Source organism: Enterobacter genomosp. S (assembly GCF_001631805.1).
Classification (GTDB): domain Bacteria; phylum Pseudomonadota; class Gammaproteobacteria; order Enterobacterales; family Enterobacteriaceae; genus Enterobacter; species Enterobacter quasihormaechei.
Genome location: NZ_LVVA01000018.1, coordinates 116,804 through 139,048, shown reverse-complemented (window position 1 = coordinate 139,048; position 22,245 = coordinate 116,804). Strand labels below are relative to the sequence as shown.

Genomic DNA, 22,245 nt, shown 5'->3' with positions numbered 1-22,245 from the left:
TCGCCAGTTGTGTAGTTATTAGCCAGGTCACTCTTACTCTGTAAATACGGTGCTTTCGCCCGGGTATAGAGAGAGTCCTGGCTTGACAAGCTTTTCCCTCGCTCCGTAAACTCCTTCAGGTGGGAATTTGTGGGTTAAAGTGGTGAGGAGGGGTGAGGCTGGCATGTTCCGTGGAGCAACGTTAGTCAATCTCGACAGCAAAGGGCGTTTATCGGTACCAACCCGATACCGCGACCAGCTGATTGAGAACGCTTCGGGTCAACTGGTTTGCACCATTGACATCAACTCCCCCTGCCTGCTGCTTTACCCTTTGCCTGAATGGGAAATCATTGAGCAAAAGCTGTCGCGACTGTCGAGCATGAACCCGCAGGAACGCCGCGTGCAGCGGCTGTTATTGGGTCATGCCAGTGAATGTCAGATGGATAGCGCCGGGCGATTATTGATTGCGCCGGTGTTGCGGCAACATGCCGGTCTGACAAAAGAAGTGATGCTGGTCGGGCAGTTCAACAAGTTTGAACTGTGGGACGAAACGACCTGGTATCAACAGGTCAAGGAAGATATCGACGCTGAGCAATCTGATTCCGCAACATTGTCGGAACGGTTGCAGGACTTGTCACTATAAATATGATGGAAAATTATAAACATACAACGGTGCTGCTGGACGAGGCCGTTAACGGCCTGAATATTCGTCCGGACGGCATCTATATCGATGGCACTTTTGGTCGCGGTGGTCACTCGCGTTTGATCCTCTCTCAGCTTGGAGCGGAAGGACGCCTGCTGGCAATTGACCGCGACCCGCAGGCGATTGCCGTTGCGCAAACCATCGATGACCCTCGCTTTTCCATCGTGCATGGACCTTTCTCTGCGCTTGCGGATTATGTTGCCGAGCGCGGCCTGACCGGCAAAATCGACGGGATCCTCCTCGATCTTGGCGTCTCTTCACCACAGCTTGATGATGCAGAACGCGGCTTCTCCTTTATGCGCGACGGCCCGCTGGATATGCGTATGGACCCCACCCGCGGTCAGTCTGCCGCTGAGTGGTTACAAACCGCCGACGAAGCGGATATCGCCTGGGTGATCAAAACCTTCGGCGAAGAGCGTTTTGGCAAACGTATCGCGCGCGCCATCGTTGAGCGCAACCGTATTGAGCCAATGACTCGCACCAAAGAGCTGGCAGAAGTCATCGCGGCGGCAACGCCGGTGAAGGATAAGCACAAACATCCTGCGACCCGTACCTTCCAGGCGGTTCGCATCTGGGTAAACAGTGAACTGGAGGAAATAGAGCTGGCGCTAAAAAGCTCGCTCGGCGTGCTGGCCCCAGGTGGGCGGTTATCGATCATCAGCTTCCATTCGCTGGAAGATCGCATCGTGAAGCGTTTTATGCGTGAACAGAGCCGCGGTCCACAGGTTCCAGCGGGGCTGCCGATGACGGAAGAACAACTCAGGAAACTGGGCGGCCGTCAGTTGCGAGCATTAGGCAAGTTGATGCCGGGCGAAGAAGAGGTGGCAGAGAATCCACGTGCCCGTAGTTCAGTGCTGCGCATTGCAGAGAGGACGAACGCATGATCGGCAGAGTGACAGAGACCCTAAGCAAAGTTAAGGGATCGTTAGGAAGCAACGAGCGCCATGCCTTGCCTGGCGTGATCGGCGACGATCTTTTGCGGTTTGGGAAGCTGCCACTCTGCTTGTTCATTTGCATCATTGTGACGGCAATCATGGTGGTCACTACCGCGCACCATACTCGTTTATTGACTGCGCAGCGCGAGCAGATGGTGCTGGAACGCGATGCGCTGGATATTGAATGGCGAAACCTGATCCTTGAAGAAAATGCGCTCGGCGATCACAGCCGGGTTGAACGGATCGCAACGGAAAAGCTGCAATTGCAGCATGTTGATCCTTCGCAGGAAAATATCGTAGTACAAAAATAAGGGAAAACGCGACGCATGAAAGCAGCGGCAAAAACGCTAAAACCAAAACGTCAGGAAGAACAGGCCAACTTTGTCAGTTGGCGTTTTGCGTTGCTTTGCGGCTGCATTTTACTGGCGCTGGGTTTCCTGCTGGGCCGCGTGGCGTGGCTGCAAATCATCGCGCCCGACATGCTGGTGCGTCAGGGTGATATGCGTTCTCTGCGCGTGCAGGAAGTCTCTACCTCTCGTGGGATGATCACCGACCGCTCCGGCCGTCCGCTGGCGGTAAGCGTGCCGGTGAAGGCGATCTGGGCCGATCCGAAGGAACTGCACGACGCCGGCGGGATCTCGCTGGATAACCGCTGGAAGGCGCTCGCAGACGCGTTAAAAATGCCGCTGGACCAGCTGGCTTCCCGCGTGAATGCCAACCCGAAAGGGCGCTTTATCTATCTGGCCCGTCAGGTAAACCCTGATATGGCTGACTATATTAAAAAGTTGAAGCTGCCGGGCATTCATCTTCGTGAAGAATCCCGCCGCTACTATCCTTCCGGCGAAGTAACCGCTCACCTCATTGGCTTCACTAACGTGGACAGCCAGGGGATCGAGGGCGTTGAAAAAAGCTTCGATAAATGGCTGACTGGCCAGCCCGGCGAGCGAATCGTTCGTAAAGACCGCTATGGCCGGGTTATTGAAGACATTTCCTCGACAGACAGCCAGGCCGCGCACAACCTCGCTCTGAGTATTGATGAGCGCTTGCAGGCGCTGGTCTACCGCGAGCTGAATAACGCCGTGGCGTTTAACAAGGCGGAATCGGGCAGTGCCGTGCTGGTGGATGTGGCGACAGGTGAAGTACTGGCGATGGCCAGTAGCCCCTCATACAACCCAAATAATTTTGCCGGTACAGCAAAAGATGCGATGCGTAACCGCTCAATCACCGATGTGTTTGAACCCGGCTCAACCGTAAAACCCATGGTGGTGATGACGGCTCTACAGCGAGGCATCGTCAACGAAAATACCGTTCTGAATACCATCCCTTACCGAATTAACGGTCACGAAATCAAAGACGTGGCGCGGTACAGCGAACTGACCCTGACCGGGGTCTTACAGAAGTCGAGTAACGTCGGTGTGTCAAAGCTGGCGTTAGCGATGCCGTCCTCAGCGTTAGTAGATACTTACTCACGTTTTGGGCTGGGAAAGGCGACCAATTTGGGGTTGGTCGGAGAACGCAGTGGCTTATATCCTCAAAAACAACGGTGGTCTGACATAGAGAGGGCCACCTTCTCTTTCGGCTACGGGCTAATGGTAACCCCGTTACAGTTAGCGCGAGTCTACGCAACGATTGGCAGCTATGGCATTTATCGCCCGCTGTCGATCACCAAAGTTGATCCACCGGTTCCGGGTGAACGCGTTTTCCCTGAATCTATCGTGCGTACCGTTGTGCATATGATGGAAAGCGTTGCGCTGCCCGGCGGTGGCGGCGTGAAGGCTGCGATTAAGGGCTATCGTATCGCCATTAAAACCGGTACGGCTAAAAAAGTGGGGCCGGACGGCCGCTATATCAACAAATACATTGCCTATACCGCAGGCGTAGCGCCTGCAAGCAATCCGCGTTTTGCGCTGGTGGTTGTCATCAATGATCCGCAGGCGGGTAAGTACTACGGCGGCGCCGTCTCCGCGCCTGTGTTCGGGGCTATTATGGGCGGCGTGTTGCGCACCATGAATATTGAACCGGATGCGCTGGCGACGGGCGAAAAAAGTGAATTTGTAATTAATCAAGGCGAGGGAACAGGTGGCAGATCGTAATTTGCGCGACCTTCTTGCTCCGTGGGTGCCAATGCTACCTGCGCGAGCACTGCGAGAGATGGTACTGGACAGCCGCGTAGCGGCTGCTGGCGATCTTTTTGTGGCAGTGGTAGGTCATCAGGCGGACGGGCGTCGTTATATCCCGCAGGCGATTGCGCAAGGTGTTGCTGCCGTTATTGCTGAGGCCAAAGATGAGGCAACAGACGGTGAGATCCGTGAAATGCACGGCGTGCCGGTCATCTATCTCAGCCAGCTGAATGAGCGTCTCTCCGCGCTGGCAGGACGTTTTTACCACGAACCTTCCGACCAGTTAAAACTGGTTGGCGTGACAGGAACCAACGGAAAAACCACCACAACCCAGCTGATGGCGCAGTGGGCGCAGCTTCTGGGCGAAACCGGCGCCGTCATGGGCACGGTGGGGAACGGTCTTCTGGGCAAAGTCAGCCCGACGGAAAACACCACCGGCTCGGCGGTTGACGTGCAGCGTGTGCTGGCGGGCCTTGCAGAGCAGGGGGCGACCTTTGCCGCGATGGAAGTCTCTTCCCATGGCCTGGTACAACATCGCGTGGCGGCGCTGAAATTTGCCGCCTCCGTCTTTACCAACCTGAGCCGCGATCACCTTGATTATCACGGTGATATGGAACACTACGAAGCGGCGAAATGGCTGCTCTATTCCACTCACCACCACGGACAGGCGATCATTAACGCCGACGACGAAGTCGGTCGCCGCTGGCTGGAAAAACTGCCGGATGCGGTAGCGGTGTCGATGGCAGATCATATCAACCCGAACTGCCATGGCCGCTGGCTGAAGGCGGTCGAGGTGAACTACCACGATAGCGGGGCGACGATCCGCTTTGCTTCCACCTGGGGCGACGGTGAGATCGAAAGCCGCCTGATGGGGGCCTTCAACGTCAGCAACCTGCTGCTGGCGCTGGCGACGCTGCTGGCGCTGGGGTACCCGATGGCGGAGCTGCTGAAAACGGCTGAGCGTCTGCAACCGGTTTGTGGCCGAATGGAAGTGTTCAGCGCGCCGGGCAAGCCGACGGTGGTGGTGGATTACGCCCACACGCCGGATGCGCTGGAAAAAGCGCTGGAAGCGGCGCGTCTGCACTGCGCAGGCAAGCTCTGGTGCGTATTTGGCTGCGGCGGCGATCGCGACAAGGGCAAACGACCGCTGATGGGCGCGATTGCCGAGCAGTTCGCGGATATTCCGGTGGTGACCGATGACAACCCGCGTACCGAAGAGCCGCGTGCCATTATCAACGACATTCTGGCCGGCATGCTGGATGCGGGCCGCGCGCGCGTGGTCGAAGGCCGTGCGGAGGCCGTGACTAACGCCATTATGCAGGCGCAGGAGAATGATGTGGTTCTGCTGGCCGGTAAGGGTCATGAAGATTATCAGATAGTCGGCAATCGTCGTCTGGATTACTCGGACCGCGTGACGGCAGCGCGTCTGCTGGGAGTGGTGGCATGATTAGCATTACCTTAAGCCAGGCCGCTGCGGTATTACAGGGGGCACTGCATGGTCAGGATCTGACCATCGAGGCCGTGACGACCGACACCCGTAAAGTGACTGCGGGCTGCCTGTTTGTGGCGCTGAAGGGCGAACGTTTTGACGCCCACGATTTTGCTCAGCAGGCCAAAGATAACGGCGCCGGCGCGCTGCTGGTTAGCCGCAAGCTCAATATCGATCTGCCGCAGATTGTGGTGAAAGATACGCGCCTGGCGTTTGGCGAGCTGGCGGCATGGGTTCGCCAGCAGGTGCCGACCCGCGTAGTGGCGCTGACGGGCTCGTCGGGAAAAACCTCCGTTAAGGAGATGACGGCGGCCATCCTCAGCCAGTGCGGCAACACGCTTTACACGGCGGGCAACCTTAATAACGACATCGGCGTGCCGATGACGCTGCTGCGCCTGAGCAAAGAGCATGAATATGCGGTGATTGAGTTAGGGGCTAACCATCAGGGCGAAATCGCCTGGACCGTGAGCCTGACGCGTCCGGAAGCGGCGCTGGTGAATAACCTGGCGGCGGCACACCTTGAAGGTTTTGGTTCGCTGCAAGGCGTGGCGAAAGCGAAAGGTGAAATCTATACCGGCCTGCCGGATGACGGCATCGCCATCATGAACGCCGATAACAACGACTGGCTGAACTGGCAGAACATCATCGGTTCACGCAAGACCTGGCGCTTCTCGCCAAACGCGGCAAACAGCGATTTTTCGGCGACCAACATTCATGTGACGTCACACGGTACTGAGTTCACCCTCTCTACCCCAACGGGCGACATTGACGTGCTGCTCCCGCTGCCGGGTCGTCATAACATCGCCAACGCGCTTGCTGCGGCAGCGCTGTCGATGGCGGTAGGTGCCTCACACGATGCGATCAAAGCAGGTCTGGCAAACTTAAAAGCCGTGCCGGGACGTCTGTTCCCGATTCAGTTGGCTGAAAACAAACTGCTGCTGGATGACTCCTACAACGCCAACGTCGGCTCCATGACCGCAGCCGTGCAGGTGCTGTCTGAAATGCCGGGCTATCGCGTTATGGTTGTGGGCGATATGGCCGAGCTGGGTGATGAAAGCGAAGCCTGCCATATTCAGGTTGGCGAAGCGGCAAAAGCGGCCGGACTTGACCGCGTACTGAGCGCCGGCACGCTGAGCAAGGCTATTTCTGATGCCAGTGAAGTTGGCGAACATTTTGCCGATAAATCTGCACTGATTGAACGCCTGAAGGCGCTGATTGCAGAAAAACAAATTGTGACTGTTTTAGTTAAAGGTTCACGTAGTGCCGCCATGGAAGAGGTTGTGCACGCATTACAGGAGAGCGGGACATGTTAGTTTGGCTGGCCGAACATTTGGTCAAATATTATTCAGGCTTTAACGTCTTTTCCTATCTGACGTTTCGCGCCATCGTCAGCCTGCTGACTGCGCTGTTCATCTCGCTGTGGATGGGCCCGCGCATGATTGCCCGTCTGCAAAAACTCTCTTTCGGCCAGGTTGTGCGTAACGACGGTCCGGAATCGCATTTCAGCAAACGCGGTACGCCGACCATGGGCGGGATCATGATCCTGACCGCGATTGTGGTGTCCGTTCTGCTGTGGGCATATCCGTCTAACCCGTACGTCTGGTGCGTGCTGACGGTTCTGGTTGGCTACGGGATCATCGGCTTTGTGGATGACTACCGCAAAGTTGTGCGCAAAGACACCAAAGGCCTGATCGCCCGCTGGAAGTATTTCTGGATGTCGGTGATTGCGCTGGGCGTGGCGTTCGCGCTGTACCTGGCGGGTAAAGACACCCCGGCCACTGAGCTGGTGGTGCCGTTCTTCAAAGACGTGATGCCGCAGCTGGGGCTGTTCTACATCCTGCTGGCCTATTTTGTCATCGTCGGCACCGGTAACGCCGTCAACCTGACCGATGGTCTGGATGGCCTGGCCATCATGCCAACCGTTTTTGTCGCCGGCGGTTTCGCGCTGGTAGCGTGGGCGACCGGTAACATGAACTTTGCTAACTACCTGCACATTCCGTACCTGCGTCACGCGGGTGAGCTGGTGATCGTCTGTACGGCGATTGTCGGGGCGGGTCTCGGCTTCCTGTGGTTCAACACCTATCCGGCGCAGGTCTTTATGGGCGACGTCGGTTCGCTGGCGCTGGGCGGCGCGCTGGGCATTATCGCCGTGCTGCTGCGTCAGGAGTTCCTGCTGGTGATCATGGGCGGTGTGTTTGTGGTTGAGACTCTGTCGGTGATTTTGCAGGTCGGTTCCTTCAAGCTGCGCGGTCAGCGCATCTTCCGTATGGCACCGATTCACCACCACTATGAACTGAAAGGCTGGCCGGAGCCGCGCGTCATTGTGCGCTTCTGGATTATTTCGCTGATGCTGGTGCTGATTGGCCTGGCAACGCTGAAGGTACGTTAATCATGGCAGATTACCAGGGCAAAAAAGTCGTTATCATCGGGTTGGGCCTGACTGGGCTCTCCTGCGTGGACTTTTTCCTTGCGCGTGGCGTGACGCCGCGCGTGATGGATACGCGTGTCTCTCCGCCGGGTCTGGACAAGCTGCCGGAGCAGGTTGAACGCCACCTGGGTGGTCTGAATGATGAGTGGCTGCTGGCCGCGGATCTGATTGTTGCCAGCCCGGGCATGGCGCTGGCGCACCCTTCGCTGAGCGCCGCGGCGGATGCCGGGGTTGAGATCGTTGGCGATATCGAACTGTTCTGCCGGGAGGCGCAGGCCCCGATCGTTGCCATTACCGGTTCAAACGGTAAAAGCACCGTCACCACGCTGGTGGGTGAGATGGCGAAAGCGGCGGGTAAAAATGTCGGCGTGGGCGGTAACATTGGTCTGCCCGCGTTGATGCTGCTCGATAAAGGCTGTGAGCTGTTTGTACTGGAGCTTTCCAGTTTCCAGCTGGAAACCACCTCAAGTCTGCATGCGGCGGCGGCGACGATCCTTAACGTCACCGAAGATCATATGGACCGCTACCCGTTCGGCTTGCAGCAGTACCGCGCGGCCAAGCTGCGCGTCTATGAAAATGCCAACGTTTGCGTGGTGAATGCCGATGATGCGCTCACCATGCCGGTGCGCGGCGCGGACGATCGCTGCATTAGCTTCGGTATTAACATGGGTGACTATCACCTCAACCGTCAGCAGGGCGAAACCTGGCTGCGGGTGAAAGGTGAGAAGGTGCTGAACGTGAAAGAGATGATACTTTCCGGCCAGCATAACTACACCAATGCCCTGGCAGCGTTGGCGCTTGCGGATGCCGTTGGCCTGCCGCGATCGTCCAGCCTGAAAGCGCTGACCACCTTTACCGGTCTGGCGCACCGTTTCCAGCTGGCGCTGGAGCATAACGGCGTGCGCTGGATAAATGATTCTAAAGCCACCAACGTAGGCAGCACCGAAGCCGCGTTGAACGGCCTGCACGTTGACGGCACGCTGCACCTGCTGCTGGGCGGCGACGGTAAATCGGCCGACTTCTCCTCGCTGAAGCCGTATCTCGGCGGCGATAACGTGCGCCTGTACTGCTTTGGCCGCGACGGTCGCGAGCTGGCGGCGCTGCGTCCTGAGGTTGCCGAGCAAACCGAGACCATGGAGCAGGCGATGCGCCTTATTGCCCCGCGCGTGAAGCCCGGCGATATGGTGCTGCTCTCGCCTGCCTGCGCCAGCCTCGACCAATTTAAGAATTTCGAACAGCGGGGCGATCTCTTTACCCGCCTGGCGAAGGAGTTAGGCTGATGCGTTTTTCTCTCCCTCGCCTGAGAATGCCGCGCCTGCCAGGATTTGGCATCCTGGTGTGGCTGTTTGAGGCGCTGAAAGGCTGGGTGATGGCTTCCCGGGATAAAGATTCCGACAGCCTGATCATGTATGACCGTATGCTGTTCTGGCTCACGCTGGGTCTGGCAGCAATCGGTTTTATCATGGTCACCTCGGCGTCAATGCCCGTTGGACAACGTCTGGCAAACGATCCGTTCCTGTTTGCCAAGCGTGACGGGCTGTACATCATTCTGGCGTTCTGCCTGGCGATGATCACCTTACGCCTGCCGATGACGTTCTGGCAGCGGCACAGTACGGCCATGCTGATTGCGTCGATTATTATGCTGCTGATCGTTCTGGTGGTCGGGAGCTCCGTTAACGGGGCATCGCGCTGGATCGCCTTTGGTCCACTGCGTATTCAGCCTGCGGAGTTCACCAAGCTTTCGTTGTTCTGCTACCTGGCAAACTATCTGGTGCGTAAAGTCGACGAAGTTCGTAACAACCTGCGCGGCTTCCTAAAACCGATGGGCGTGATTCTGGTGCTGGCGATCCTGCTGCTGGCGCAGCCCGACCTCGGTACGGTAGTCGTACTGTTTGTCACTACGCTGGCGATGCTGTTCCTGGCGGGCGCAAAGCTGTGGCAGTTCATCGCCATTATCGGAATGGGGATCTCGGCGGTTGTGCTGCTGATCCTGGCTGAGCCATACCGTATCCGCCGCGTAACCTCGTTCTGGAACCCGTGGGAAGATCCGTTCGGCAGCGGCTATCAGCTGACGCAGTCGCTGATGGCGTTTGGCCGCGGCGAAGTCTGGGGGCAAGGCTTGGGCAACTCGGTGCAAAAACTGGAGTATTTACCGGAGGCGCACACCGACTTCATCTTCTCCATTATTGGGGAAGAACTGGGTTATATCGGTGTGGTATTGGCGCTATTAATGGTATTCTTCGTCGCTTTCCGCGCCATGTCGATTGGCCGTAAAGCGCTGGAGATCGATCACCGCTTCTCCGGTTTCTTAGCCTGCTCAATTGGTATCTGGTTTAGCTTCCAGGCGCTGGTAAACGTTGGGGCCGCAGCGGGTATGCTGCCAACCAAAGGTCTGACGCTGCCGCTGATCAGTTATGGTGGTTCGAGTCTGTTGATCATGTCGACGGCCATCATGTTTTTGTTACGCATAGATTATGAAACGCGTCTGGAGAAAGCCCAGGCGTTTACACGAGGTTCACGATGAATCAACCGAAGCGGTTAATGGTGATGGCAGGCGGGACCGGCGGACACGTGTTCCCGGGGCTGGCGGTTGCGCACCATTTAATGGATCAGGGCTGGCAGGTACGCTGGCTGGGAACCGCAGACCGCATGGAAGCCGACCTGGTACCGAAGCACGGTATCGAGATCGACTTTATTCGTATTTCCGGCCTTCGTGGCAAAGGAATTAAGGCGCTGCTGCTGGCCCCGGTGCGTATTTTCAACGCCTGGCGTCAGGCGCGCGCCATTATGAAGCGCTTTAAGCCTGACGTCGTATTAGGTATGGGCGGTTACGTTTCCGGCCCTGGCGGACTGGCGGCGTGGTCGCTGGGGATCCCCGTTGTTCTGCACGAGCAGAACGGTATTGCCGGTTTGACCAACAAATGGCTGGCAAAAATTGCCACCAAAGTGATGCAGGCTTTCCCGGGCGCTTTCCCGAAGGCGGATGTCGTAGGGAACCCGGTGCGCGTGGACGTGCTGGCGCTGCCGCTGCCAGAGGTGCGTCTGGCCGGTCGCGAAGGGCCGGTGCGCGTGCTGGTTGTTGGCGGTTCACAGGGCGCACGTATCTTAAACCAGACGATGCCGCAGGTTGCCGCAAAACTGGGTGACGCCGTGACCCTCTGGCACCAGAGCGGGAAGGGCGCACAGCAGACCGTTGAGCAGGCCTACGCGACAGAAGGTCAGCCGCAGCATAAGGTCACTGAATTTATTGATGACATGGCCGCAGCCTATGCCTGGGCCGATGTCGTGGTCTGCCGCTCTGGCGCGCTGACGGTGAGCGAAATCGCCGCCGCCGGCTTGCCAGCGCTGTTCGTGCCGTTCCAGCACAAAGACAGACAGCAGTACTGGAATGCGCTACCGCTGGAGAAAGCGGGCGCGGCGAAAATTTTTGAGCAGCCACAATTTACCGCTGAAGCGGTCGCCACTACCCTGGCGGGCTGGAACCGGAATGTATTACTGGAGATGGCGCAACGCGCGCGCGCGACCGCTATCCCGGATGCAACGGAACGGGTGGCAAAAGAAGTGAGCCTGGCAGCCCAGGCATAATTCTCGCAGCGCGTGTTGCGCTGCACGATTTTTTGAAGTAGTCGATGGCGTTTAGAGAATGAATACACAACAACTGGCAAAACTGCGTTCTATCGTGCCCGAGATGCGTCGCGTCCGGCACATTCACTTTGTCGGCATCGGTGGTGCCGGCATGGGTGGTATTGCCGAAGTGTTAGCTAACGAAGGCTATCAGATCAGCGGGTCTGACCTGGCGCCAAACCCTGTTACGCAGCAGCTGGCGTCGCTTGGGGCGACTATCTATTTCAATCATCGCCCGGAAAACGTGAGCGATGCGAGCGTGGTGGTGGTATCCAGCGCCATCTCCGCAGATAACCCGGAAATCGTTGCGGCGCATGAGGCGCGCATTCCGGTGATCCGTCGCGCGGAAATGCTGGCGGAACTGATGCGTTTCCGTCACGGCATTGCGGTGGCCGGTACGCACGGCAAAACCACGACCACGGCGATGGTCTCCAGCATTTATGCGGAAGCGGGTCTCGATCCGACGTTCGTCAACGGTGGTCTGGTGAAAGCCGCTGGCGTACATGCGCGTCTGGGTCACAGCCGTTATCTGATTGCTGAAGCGGATGAGAGCGACGCGTCGTTCCTGCATCTGCAACCCATGGTGGCGATCGTCACCAATATCGAAGCTGACCATATGGATACCTACCAGGGTGACTTCGAGAACTTAAAGCAAACCTTTATCAATTTCCTGCACAACCTGCCGTTTTATGGCCGTGCGGTAATGTGCGTGGACGATCCGGTGATCCGCGAGCTGCTGCCGCGCGTCGGGCGTCAAATCACCACCTATGGTTTCAGCGAAGACGCTGACGTACGCGTCGAAGATTACAAGCAGATTGGTGCGCAGGGGCATTTCACCCTGGCACGTCAGGACAAAGACCTGCTGCGTGTCACCCTGAACGCGCCGGGACGCCACAACGCCCTGAATGCGGCTGCGGCCGTGGCGGTTGCGACAGAAGAAGGCATTGACGATGAGGCGATCCTGCGCGCGCTGGAAAGCTTCCAGGGAACGGGCCGTCGCTTCGACTTCCTCGGTGAGTTCCCACTGGAGCCGGTGAACGGTAAGCCAGGTTCTGCGATGCTGGTAGACGACTACGGTCACCATCCGACCGAAGTGGACGCCACCATCAAAGCGGCACGTGCGGGTTGGCCAGAAAAGAATCTGGTTATGATCTTCCAGCCGCACCGTTACACGCGTACCCGCGATCTGTACGACGATTTTGCCAACGTGCTTTCGCAGGTCGATACCCTGCTGATGCTGGACGTTTATGCCGCAGGCGAAAATCCAATTCCGGGTGCGGACAGTCGTTCTTTATGTCGTACCATCCGTGGACGAGGTAAAGTGGATCCTATTCTGGTTCCCGACCCGGCACAGGTAGCAGAAATGCTTGCCCCGGTCCTGACAGGCAACGATCTGATCCTGATTCAGGGTGCGGGAAATATCGGCAAAATCGCCCGTACCTTAGCTGAAATCAAACTGAAGCCGCAAACTCAGGAGGACGAGCGTCATGGCTGATAAGATTGCTGTCCTGTTTGGCGGCACCTCCGCCGAACGCGAGGTTTCTCTGAATTCGGGCGCTGCCGTGCTGGCGGGCCTGCGTGAAGGGGGCGTGGATGCGCACCCGGTTGATCCGAAAGACGTGGACGTTACGCAGCTGAAAGCGATGGGCTTTGATAAAGCCTTCATCGCGTTGCACGGTCGCGGCGGTGAAGACGGCACGTTACAGGGGCTGCTGGAGCTTATCGGTATGCCGTATACCGGCAGCGGCGTGATGGCCTCAGCCATCTCCATGGATAAACTGCGCAGCAAACTGCTGTGGCAGGGCGCGGGCCTGCCCGTTGCGCCATGGGTTGCACTGACGCGTCGTGAATATGAATTAGGCCTGTCGGACAGCGTTAATACACGCATTGCCGCGCTGGGCTTACCGGTTATTGTTAAGCCGAGCCGTGAAGGGTCGAGCGTGGGAATGTCCAAAGTGGATAAAGCTGGCAATTTAGCGTCTGCTTTAGCGTTGGCATTTCAACACGATGAAGAAGTATTGATTGAAAAATGGCTTAGCGGGCCGGAATTTACCGTCGCGATGCTTGGCGAAGAAATTTTACCGTCAATTCGCATCCAACCCGCGGGAGTCTTCTATGATTATGAGGCGAAGTATCTCTCTGATGAGACGCAATATTTCTGTCCTGGTGGCCTTGAAGCAGACCGTGAAGCCGAATTACAGTCTCTGGTGCTTAAAGCCTGGAATGTTCTGGGATGCCGTGGCTGGGGACGCATCGACGTGATGCTCGACGGTGACGGGCAATTTTATCTGCTGGAAGCAAACACGTCTCCGGGTATGACCAGCCATAGCCTTGTGCCAATGGCGGCGCGTCAGGCAGGAATGAGTTTCTCGCAGTTAGTCGTACGTATTCTGGACCAGGCGGGCTGATATGTCTCAGGCTGCATTGAACACGCGCAACCGCGAGGAAGAAGAATACACTTCTTCTCGCCGAAGCAATGGTACGCGTCTTGCAGGTATCATCTTCCTGCTCGGGGTGCTGTGCACCGTGTTTATCAGCGGCTGGATGGTGCTGGGCTGGATGGAAGACGCACAGCGGTTGCCGCTGTCGAAGCTGGTGGTGACCGGGGAGCGTCACTACACGCGTAACGATGACATTCGCCAGTCTATTCTGGCACTGGGGTCGCCTGGCACCTTTATGACGCAGGACGTCAACATTATCCAGAGTCAGATTGAACGTCTGCCCTGGATTAAACAGGCGAGTGTCAGAAAGCAATGGCCTGATGAATTGAAGATTCATCTGGTTGAATATGTGCCGATTGCGCGTTGGAATGATCAGCATATGGTTGACGTAGACGGAAATTCGTTCAGCGTCCCGAGCGATCGTGTTAACAAGCAGAATTTACCGATGTTGTATGGCCCGGAAGGCAGCGAAAACGAAGTCTTGCAGGGTTTTCGTGAGATGGGGCAGGTGCTGGCTAAGGATCGTTTTGCGTTAAAAGAAGCTGCGATGACGGCGCGCCGCTCCTGGCAGCTGACGCTTACGAACGGCATTAAGCTCAACCTTGGCCGCGGCGACACAATGAAACGTCTGGCGCGTTTTGTAGAACTTTACCCGGTTTTACAGCAGCAGGCGCAGACGGATGGCAAACGGATAAGCTACGTTGATTTGCGCTATGACTCAGGCGCAGCAGTCGGTTGGGAGCCGGCTCCGGTCGAGGAACCTAATCAGCAACAGAATCAGGCACAGGTACAGGCAGAACAACAATGATCAAGTCGACGGACAGAAAATTGGTAGTAGGACTGGAGATTGGCACCGCGAAGGTTGCCGCTTTAGTAGGGGAAGTTCTGCCCGACGGTATGGTCAATATCATTGGCGTGGGCAGCTGCCCGTCCCGTGGTATGGATAAAGGTGGGGTAAACGACCTTGAGTCGGTGGTGAAATGCGTTCAGCGCGCCATCGACCAGGCTGAATTGATGGCAGATTGCCAGATTTCCTCTGTCTATCTGGCCCTTTCTGGTAAGCACATCAGCTGCCAGAATGAAATCGGTATGGTGCCGATTTCCGAAGAAGAAGTGACGCAGGAAGACGTTGAGAACGTTGTCCACACGGCGAAATCCGTGCGCGTTCGCGACGAGCACCGTGTGCTGCATGTGATCCCGCAGGAATACGCGATCGACTACCAGGAAGGCATCAAGAATCCGGTCGGTCTGTCGGGCGTGCGTATGCAGGCAAAAGTGCACCTGATCACATGTCACAACGATATGGCGAAGAACATTGTAAAAGCCGTTGAACGTTGTGGCCTGAAAGTTGACCAACTTATTTTCGCCGGTCTTGCCGCGAGCTATTCCGTGCTGACCGAAGACGAACGTGAACTGGGCGTCTGTGTGGTGGATATTGGTGGTGGTACAATGGACATGGCTGTCTATACCGGCGGTGCGTTGCGCCACACCAAAGTGATCCCGTACGCCGGGAATGTGGTAACCAGCGATATCGCTTACGCCTTTGGTACACCACCGAGCGACGCAGAGGCGATTAAAGTGCGCCATGGTTGCGCGCTGGGCTCTATCGTCGGCAAAGACGAAAGCGTTGAAGTGCCGAGCGTAGGTGGGCGACCGCCGCGCAGCCTGCAACGCCAGACCCTGGCAGAGGTGATTGAGCCGCGCTATACCGAGCTGCTCAACCTGGTCAACGAAGAGATTTTGCAGTTACAGGAACAGCTTCGCCAGCAGGGTGTGAAACATCATCTCGCGGCGGGGATTGTATTAACCGGCGGGGCAGCGCAAATTGAAGGTCTTGCGGCCTGCGCTCAGCGCGTGTTCCATACGCAGGTGCGTATCGGTGCGCCGCTGAATATCACCGGTTTAACGGATTATGCTCAGGAGCCGTACTATTCAACGGCGGTGGGCCTGCTGCACTACGGGAAAGAGTCCCATTTAAGTGGTGAAGCAGAGGTGGAAAAACGCGTCTCGGTGGGGTCGTGGGTCAAACGACTTAACACCTGGTTGCGAAAAGAATTTTAATTTTTTAAGAGACCGGAGAGAATTAGCGGTCTCGGGCGACAGGCACAACGGAGAGAAACTATGTTTGAACCAATGGAATTAACCAACGACGCGGTGATTAAAGTCATCGGCGTCGGTGGCGGCGGCGGTAACGCCGTAGAGCATATGGTGCGCGAGCGCATTGAAGGTGTTGAATTCTTCGCGGTGAACACCGATGCACAGGCACTGCGTAAAACGGCTGTTGGCCAGACCATTCAGATCGGCGGTGGCATCACCAAAGGTCTGGGAGCAGGCGCTAACCCGGAAGTGGGCCGCAACGCGGCTGAAGAAGATCGTGAAGCGCTGCGCGCTGCACTGGACGGTGCTGACATGGTCTTCATCGCAGCGGGTATGGGCGGCGGTACAGGTACCGGTGCAGCACCCGTTGTGGCGGAAGTCGCAAAAGATTTAGGTATTCTGACCGTTGCTGTCGTGACCAAGCCTTTCAACTTTGAAGGCAAGAAGCGTATGGCTTTCGCGGAGCAGGGTATCACCGAGCTGTCCAAGCACGTGGACTCTCTGATTACCATCCCGAACGACAAGCTGCTGAAAGTGCTGGGTCGCGGTATTTCTCTGCTGGACGCCTTTGGCGCAGCAAACGACGTGCTGAAAGGCGCGGTTCAGGGTATTGCTGAACTGATTACCCGTCCTGGCCTGATGAACGTTGACTTTGCAGACGTTCGCACCGTGATGTCCGAAATGGGCTACGCGATGATGGGTTCTGGCGTGGCAAGCGGCGAAGACCGTGCGGAAGAAGCGGCTGAAATGGCGATCTCTTCTCCACTGCTGGAAGATATCGACCTGTCCGGTGCGCGCGGCGTGCTGGTCAACATCACCGCTGGCTTTGACCTGCGTCTGGATGAGTTCGAAACCGTGGGTAACACTATCCGTGCATTCGCCTCTGACAACGCGACCGTGGTAATCGGTACGTCACTTGACCCGGAAATGAACGACGAACTGCGTGTGACTGTTGTCGCCACCGGTATCGGTATGGACAAGCGTCCTGAGATCACCCTGGTAACCAACAAACAGACTCAGCAGCCGGTGATGGATCGTTACCAGCAGCACGGTATGGCGCCTCTGACTCAGGAGCAAAAACCGGCGGCAAAAGTGGTGAACGACCCGACTCCACAAACGGCAAAAGAGCCAGATTATCTGGATATCCCGGCGTTCCTGCGTAAGCAAGCTGACTAAGAATTGGCTGGAATTTGGGGATTTGCGCTCTTTGTGCTAAACTGGCCCACCGTTAGTGATATACACTCTCGGTTGGATAGTTAATTTGGCGAGATTATACGATGATCAAACAAAGGACACTTAAACGTATCGTTCAGGCGACGGGTGTCGGTTTACATACCGGCAAGAAAGTCACACTGACGTTACGCCCTGCGCCGGCCAATACCGGGGTCATCTATCGTCGCACCGACTTGAATCCACCGGTAGATTTTCCGGCCGATGCCAAATCTGTGCGTGATACTATGCTCTGTACTTGTCTGGTGAACGAGCATGACGTGCGGATTTCTACCGTAGAGCACCTGAACGCCGCCCTGGCGGGTCTGGGTATCGACAACATTATTGTTGAAGTCGATGCGCCAGAAATCCCGATCATGGACGGGAGTGCTGCTCCGTTCGTTTATTTGCTGCTGGATGCCGGCATCGAAGAACTGAACTGCGCGAAGAAATTTGTTCGCATTAAAGAGACCGTTCGCGTCGAAGATGGCGACAAATGGGCTGAATTCAAACCGTACAATGGTTTCTCGTTGGACTTCACCATCGATTTTAACCACCCGGCGATTGATTCCAGCACCCAGCGCTACGCGATGAACTTCTCTGCGGATGCGTTTATGCGTCAGATCAGCCGAGCGCGTACTTTCGGCTTCATGCGTGATATCGAATATTTGCAGTCCCGCGGCCTGTGCCTGGGCGGCAGCTTCGATTGTGCCATCGTTGTTGACGATTATCGCGTACTGAACGAAGACGGCCTGCGTTTTGAAGATGAATTTGTTCGTCACAAAATGCTGGATGCGATCGGCGACCTCTTCATGTGTGGTCACAATATCATTGGTGCCTTTACCGCGTTTAAATCCGGTCATGCACTGAACAACAAGCTGTTGCAGGCAGTCCTGGCAAAACAGGAAGCCTGGGAATATGTGACCTTCGAAGACGAAGCTGAACTGCCGCTGGCGTTCAAAGCACCGACTATGGTCCTGGCGTAACGGTTAAACCCGTTTCGTAAGAAAAGCGACTGGTTCACCTGGTACTCTCTCCGACCAGGGAAGCCAGTCGTTTTTATTTCTGCCTTTCTTTGATTTGCCTCTCTCACCCTGGCGCGTGTCAGGTGCCGAATAACGGTGTGTTCGCTGCATTATTGACCGTTTTTACCTGCTGCAAGGTGTCATTCCTGCTGCCGTGTATTGGCTTTAGTGGTAATATCTGGGCGCTAAAAAAAGAATAACTGAATTCAGCCTGCACCGGCGGGCGAACGTGGTGGAGCAAGTGAGCGGAATACTGACGCGCTGGCGACAATTTGGCAGACGTTACTTCTGGCCGCATCTCTTATTAGGGATGGTCGCGGCGAGTCTCGGCTTGCCTGTGCTCAGCAACAGTGCAGACGCGGCAACGCCAGCACGCTCCACGACGACCAAACACGATCTCACCACGCGGGTTAATTTTACTAATCTTGCCTGGCTTGAAGCCAGCCGTCGTCCCAATTTCTCCGTTGATTACTGGCAGCAACACGCTATACGCACGGTTATCCGCCATCTGTCGTTCGCGATGGCGCCGCAGACGATGCCTGTTGCTGAAGAAACGCTGCCGGTTCAGGCCCAGCATCTTGCCCTGCTCGATACGCTTAATGCGCTGCTGACGCAGGACAATCAGCCGCCTGTGGCCGTAAGCCAGACGGCACAAACCGATTTTGTTCCCCCTTCATCCTTCTCTGTTTCGACATGGATTAGCCAGGTTCACGGCATCCGTGCCGGGCCTCTGCGCCTCAGCTAAATTAATTTTTTTCAATACCTTAATTTATCTGCCCGTCTGGGGCGTTTGAGAATTTATTATGCTAATCAAATTATTAACCAAAGTTTTTGGTAGTCGTAACGATCGTACCCTGCGCCGTATGCGCAAAGCTGTAAACGTCATCAACGGTATGGAACCGGCGATGGAGAAGCTCTCTGATGATGAGCTGAAGGCGAAAACTGCGGAGTTCCGTGCGCGCCTGGAGAAAGGCGAAACCTTAGAAAGCCTGATCCCGGAAGCTTTCGCCGTTGTGCGTGAAGCGAGTAAACGTGTGTTCGGCATGCGTCACTTCGACGTTCAATTGCTGGGCGGTATGGTGCTTAACGAACGCTGCATCGCGGAAATGCGTACAGGTGAAGGTAAAACCCTGACCGCTACGCTGCCGGCCTACCTGAACGCGCTGACCGGGAAAGGCGTTCACGTTGTTACCGTCAACGACTACCTGGCGCAGCGTGACGCCGAAAACAACCGTCCACTGTTCGAATTCCTCGGCATGACCGTCGGCATTAACATGTCCGGCCTGCCGGCACCCGCCAAGCGTGAAGCCTATAACGCGGATATTACTTACGGAACGAACAACGAATACGGCTTCGACTACCTGCGCGATAACATGGCGTTCAGCCCGGAAGAGCGCGTCCAGCGTAAGCTGCACTACGCGCTGGTGGATGAGGTTGACTCCATTCTGATCGATGAAGCGCGTACCCCGCTGATCATCTCCGGCCCGGCCGAAGACAGCTCCGAGATGTACCGTAAAGTCGACAAAATCATTCCACACCTGCTGCGTCAGGAAAAAGAAGACTCTGATACCTTCCAGGGTGAAGGTCACTTCTCCGTGGATGAAAAAGCGCGCCAGGTGAACCTGACCGAACGCGGTCTGGTGAAAATCGAAGAGCTGCTGGTGGCTGAAGGCATTATGGAAGAGGGTGAGTCCCTGTATTCACCGAGCAACATCATGCTGATGCACCACGTGACCGCCGCACTGCGCGCGCACGCGCTGTTCACCCGCGACGTTGACTACATCGTGAAAGACGGTGAGGTCATCATCGTCGATGAACACACCGGTCGTACCATGCAGGGCCGTCGCTGGTCCGATGGCCTGCACCAGGCCGTGGAAGCGAAAGAAGGCGTGGACATTCAAAACGAAAACCAGACGCTGGCATCTATCACCTTCCAGAACTACTTCCGTCTGTACGAGAAGCTGGCGGGGATGACCGGTACCGCAGATACCGAAGCGTTTGAGTTCAGCTCTATCTACAAGCTGGATACCGTGGTGGTGCCAACCAACCGTCCAATGATCCGTAAGGATATGCCGGACCTGGTATACATGACCGAAGCGGAAAAAATTCAGGCGATCATCGAAGATATTCGCGATCGCACTGCGAAGGGGCAGCCAGTACTGGTGGGGACCATCTCCATCGAGAAATCCGAAGTGGTGTCTAACGAGCTGACCAAAGCGGGCATTAAACACAACGTACTGAACGCTAAGTTCCACGCAAAAGAAGCGGATATCGTAGCTCAGGCGGGTTATCCGGCTGCCGTGACCATCGCCACCAACATGGCGGGTCGTGGTACCGATATTATGCTCGGTGGTAGCTGGCAGGCCGAAGTCGCGGAGCTGGAAAACCCAACTCCAGAGCAAATCGCGCAGATCAAAGCCGACTGGCAGGTGCGTCACGACGCGGTGCTGGCATCCGGTGGTCTGCACATCATTGGTACCGAGCGTCATGAATCTCGTCGTATCGATAACCAGCTGCGTGGCCGTGCGGGCCGTCAGGGGGATGCCGGTTCTTCCCGCTTCTACCTGTCTATGGAAGATGCGCTGATGCGTATTTTCGCCTCCGACCGCGTGTCCGGCATGATGCGTAAACTGGGCATGAAGCCCGGTGAAGCGATTGAGCACCCATGGGTTACCAAAGCGATTGCCAACGCCCAGCGTAAAGTGGAAAGCCGCAACTTCGATATTCGTAAGCAGCTGCTGGAATATGATGACGTGGCCAACGACCAGCGTCGTGCGATCTACACCCAGCGTAACGAACTGCTGGACGTGTCTGACGTGAGCGAAACCATCAACAGCATTCGTGAAGATGTGTTCAAAGCCACTATCGACGCGCACATTCCGCCGCAGTCCCTGGAAGAGATGTGGGATATCGAAGGCTTGCAGGAACGTCTGAAAAATGACTTCGACCTCGAGCTGCCAATCAAAGAGTGGCTGGACAAAGAGCCTGAACTGCACGAAGAGACGCTGCGCGAGCGTATCTACGAAACCGCGCTGGACGTCTACAAGCGTAAAGAAGAAGTGGTTGGCGCTGAGATGATGCGTCACTTCGAGAAAGGCGTTATGTTGCAGACGCTGGATTCCCTGTGGAAAGAGCACCTGGCGGCAATGGACTACCTGCGTCAGGGTATCCACCTTCGTGGTTATGCGCAGAAAGATCCAAAGCAGGAGTACAAGCGTGAATCCTTCGCCATGTTTGCTGCCATGCTGGAATCGCTGAAGTATGAAGTCATCAGCACCCTGAGCAAAGTTCAGGTGCGTATGCCGGAAGAGGTGGAAGCGATGGAGCAACAGCGCCGTGAAGAAGCTGAACGTCTGGCGCAGATGCAGCAGCTGAGCCACCAGACCGATGAAAGCGAAGCCGCAGCGGCAATCGCCGCGCAAACGGGCGATCGTAAGGTCGGTCGTAACGATCCGTGCCCATGCGGTTCCGGCAAAAAATACAAGGCGTGCCACGGCCGCCTGAGCTAAGAATATAACTAACTGAAAAGGCGCAGATATCTGCGCCTTTTTTATGGACGTGACACGATGAAAACACTGCAAATTGCTGTCGGGATCATTCGCAACCCGCAAAATCAGATCTTCATAACCCAACGCGCCGCCGATGCGCACATGGCGAACAAATGGGAATTTCCGGGCGGGAAAATTGAATCCGGTGAAACGCCGGAGCAGGCGCTGGTGCGTGAGCTTCAGGAAGAGGTGGGGATCACCCCGATTGGCGCAACGCTGTTCGATAAGCTGGAATACCAGTTTCCGGACAGGCACATCACGCTGTGGTTCTGGCTGGTGGAAAGCTGGGATGGGGAACCCTGGGGGAAAGAGGGGCAACCGGGTGGCTGGGTTACGCTTCATGCGAGTGATGCCGAAAAATTTCCTCCGGCAAATGCGCCCGTCATATCCCGGCTAACGGGCAACCTGTAGGCCTGCTAAGCGAAGCGCCAGCAGGCGTTGAACGCTACTGCTGGTTCTCGCTCCAGTCATCGCTATCGGAGAGATCGCCTTCGCTGGGAATGCGTTTCTCTTCCGCCGCCCATTCGCCCAGGTCTATAAGCTGACAGCGCTTGCAGCAGAACGGGCGAAACGGACTCACTTCTCCCCAGACGACAGTTTTCCCACAGGTTGGGCAGTTTACGGTGGTTACGTCAGACATCGGCACT

The 22,245-nt window shown here is 56.4% G+C and carries 20 protein-coding genes; 19 read left to right on the top strand and 1 reads right to left on the bottom strand.

Features of this window, described 5'->3' with window-relative positions; translation table 11 throughout:
- The first annotated feature begins 163 nt into the window (after positions 1-163).
- From mraZ to mutT, 19 genes are all read left to right on the top strand, one after another.
- Positions 164-622, top strand: a complete 459-nt coding sequence (mraZ, locus tag A3466_RS11585) for a division/cell wall cluster transcriptional repressor MraZ (protein WP_014830641.1) — start codon at positions 164-166, stop codon at positions 620-622.
- A 2-nt stretch (positions 623-624) separates the two neighbouring features.
- Positions 625-1,566: a 16S rRNA (cytosine(1402)-N(4))-methyltransferase RsmH gene (gene rsmH, locus A3466_RS11580; protein ID WP_063450663.1), complete on the top strand. Its 942-nt coding sequence runs from the start codon at positions 625-627 to the stop codon at positions 1,564-1,566.
- The gene (gene ftsL / locus A3466_RS11575) at positions 1,563-1,928 is read left to right on the top strand and encodes a cell division protein FtsL (protein WP_063450662.1); all 366 of its coding nucleotides are present in this window, start codon (positions 1,563-1,565) and stop codon (positions 1,926-1,928) included. The genes rsmH and ftsL overlap by 4 nt, the downstream gene beginning before the upstream one ends.
- Positions 1,929-1,943: 15 nt before the next feature.
- Complete coding sequence (gene ftsI / locus A3466_RS11570; RefSeq protein WP_063450661.1) at positions 1,944-3,710, top strand: peptidoglycan glycosyltransferase FtsI; 1,767 nt, start codon at positions 1,944-1,946, stop codon at positions 3,708-3,710.
- The gene (gene murE, locus A3466_RS11565; protein ID WP_063450660.1) at positions 3,697-5,184 is read left to right on the top strand and encodes a UDP-N-acetylmuramoyl-L-alanyl-D-glutamate--2,6-diaminopimelate ligase; all 1,488 of its coding nucleotides are present in this window, start codon (positions 3,697-3,699) and stop codon (positions 5,182-5,184) included. The genes ftsI and murE overlap by 14 nt, the downstream gene beginning before the upstream one ends.
- A complete protein-coding gene (murF, locus tag A3466_RS11560) occupies positions 5,181-6,539 on the top strand; it encodes a UDP-N-acetylmuramoyl-tripeptide--D-alanyl-D-alanine ligase (RefSeq protein WP_063450659.1) in 1,359 nt (452 codons plus the stop codon). Before murE ends, murF begins: the two co-directional genes overlap by 4 nt.
- Positions 6,533-7,615: a phospho-N-acetylmuramoyl-pentapeptide-transferase gene (mraY, locus tag A3466_RS11555; protein ID WP_003856353.1), complete on the top strand. Its 1,083-nt coding sequence runs from the start codon at positions 6,533-6,535 to the stop codon at positions 7,613-7,615. The genes murF and mraY overlap by 7 nt, the downstream gene beginning before the upstream one ends.
- A 2-nt stretch (positions 7,616-7,617) precedes the next feature.
- Entirely contained in the window at positions 7,618-8,934 is a 1,317-nt protein-coding gene (murD, locus tag A3466_RS11550) for a UDP-N-acetylmuramoyl-L-alanine--D-glutamate ligase (RefSeq protein ID WP_063450658.1), read from the top strand.
- Entirely contained in the window at positions 8,934-10,178 is a 1,245-nt protein-coding gene (ftsW, locus tag A3466_RS11545) for a cell division protein FtsW (protein WP_063450657.1), read from the top strand. The genes murD and ftsW overlap by 1 nt, the downstream gene beginning before the upstream one ends.
- On the top strand, positions 10,175-11,239 hold the full coding sequence (murG, locus tag A3466_RS11540; protein ID WP_063450656.1) for an undecaprenyldiphospho-muramoylpentapeptide beta-N-acetylglucosaminyltransferase: 1,065 nt from the start codon (positions 10,175-10,177) through the stop codon (positions 11,237-11,239). The genes ftsW and murG overlap by 4 nt, the downstream gene beginning before the upstream one ends.
- Positions 11,240-11,297: 58 nt before the next feature.
- Entirely contained in the window at positions 11,298-12,773 is a 1,476-nt protein-coding gene (murC, locus tag A3466_RS11535) for a UDP-N-acetylmuramate--L-alanine ligase (RefSeq protein ID WP_063450655.1), read from the top strand.
- Positions 12,766-13,686 (top strand): D-alanine--D-alanine ligase, encoded by a 921-nt coding sequence (locus A3466_RS11530; RefSeq protein ID WP_063450654.1) that lies wholly within the window; start codon positions 12,766-12,768, stop codon positions 13,684-13,686. The genes murC and A3466_RS11530 overlap by 8 nt, the downstream gene beginning before the upstream one ends.
- Position 13,687: 1 nt before the next feature.
- Positions 13,688-14,527: a cell division protein FtsQ gene (gene ftsQ / locus A3466_RS11525; RefSeq protein ID WP_063450653.1), complete on the top strand. Its 840-nt coding sequence runs from the start codon at positions 13,688-13,690 to the stop codon at positions 14,525-14,527.
- Complete coding sequence (gene ftsA / locus A3466_RS11520) at positions 14,524-15,780, top strand: cell division protein FtsA (RefSeq protein ID WP_003856340.1); 1,257 nt, start codon at positions 14,524-14,526, stop codon at positions 15,778-15,780. Before ftsQ ends, ftsA begins: the two co-directional genes overlap by 4 nt.
- A gap of 60 nt (positions 15,781-15,840) precedes the next feature.
- The gene (gene ftsZ / locus A3466_RS11515; protein ID WP_003856338.1) at positions 15,841-16,992 is read left to right on the top strand and encodes a cell division protein FtsZ; all 1,152 of its coding nucleotides are present in this window, start codon (positions 15,841-15,843) and stop codon (positions 16,990-16,992) included.
- 101 nt (positions 16,993-17,093) lie between these two features.
- Positions 17,094-18,011, top strand: a complete 918-nt coding sequence (lpxC, locus tag A3466_RS11510; protein ID WP_006810110.1) for a UDP-3-O-acyl-N-acetylglucosamine deacetylase — start codon at positions 17,094-17,096, stop codon at positions 18,009-18,011.
- Between the two features lie 280 nt (positions 18,012-18,291).
- The gene (gene secM / locus A3466_RS11505) at positions 18,292-18,795 is read left to right on the top strand and encodes a secA translation cis-regulator SecM (RefSeq protein WP_074161027.1); all 504 of its coding nucleotides are present in this window, start codon (positions 18,292-18,294) and stop codon (positions 18,793-18,795) included.
- A 58-nt stretch (positions 18,796-18,853) separates the two neighbouring features.
- Positions 18,854-21,559 (top strand): preprotein translocase subunit SecA, encoded by a 2,706-nt coding sequence (secA, locus tag A3466_RS11500; protein ID WP_063450652.1) that lies wholly within the window; start codon positions 18,854-18,856, stop codon positions 21,557-21,559.
- A 57-nt stretch (positions 21,560-21,616) separates the two neighbouring features.
- Positions 21,617-22,009: an 8-oxo-dGTP diphosphatase MutT gene (gene mutT, locus A3466_RS11495; protein WP_063450651.1), complete on the top strand. Its 393-nt coding sequence runs from the start codon at positions 21,617-21,619 to the stop codon at positions 22,007-22,009.
- 34 nt (positions 22,010-22,043) lie between these two features.
- On the opposite strand, the gene yacG is transcribed toward mutT, so the two are convergent.
- Positions 22,044-22,238: a DNA gyrase inhibitor YacG gene (gene yacG, locus A3466_RS11490; RefSeq protein ID WP_003856332.1), complete on the bottom strand. Its 195-nt coding sequence runs from the start codon at positions 22,236-22,238 to the stop codon at positions 22,044-22,046.
- Positions 22,239-22,245 lie beyond the last annotated feature (7 nt).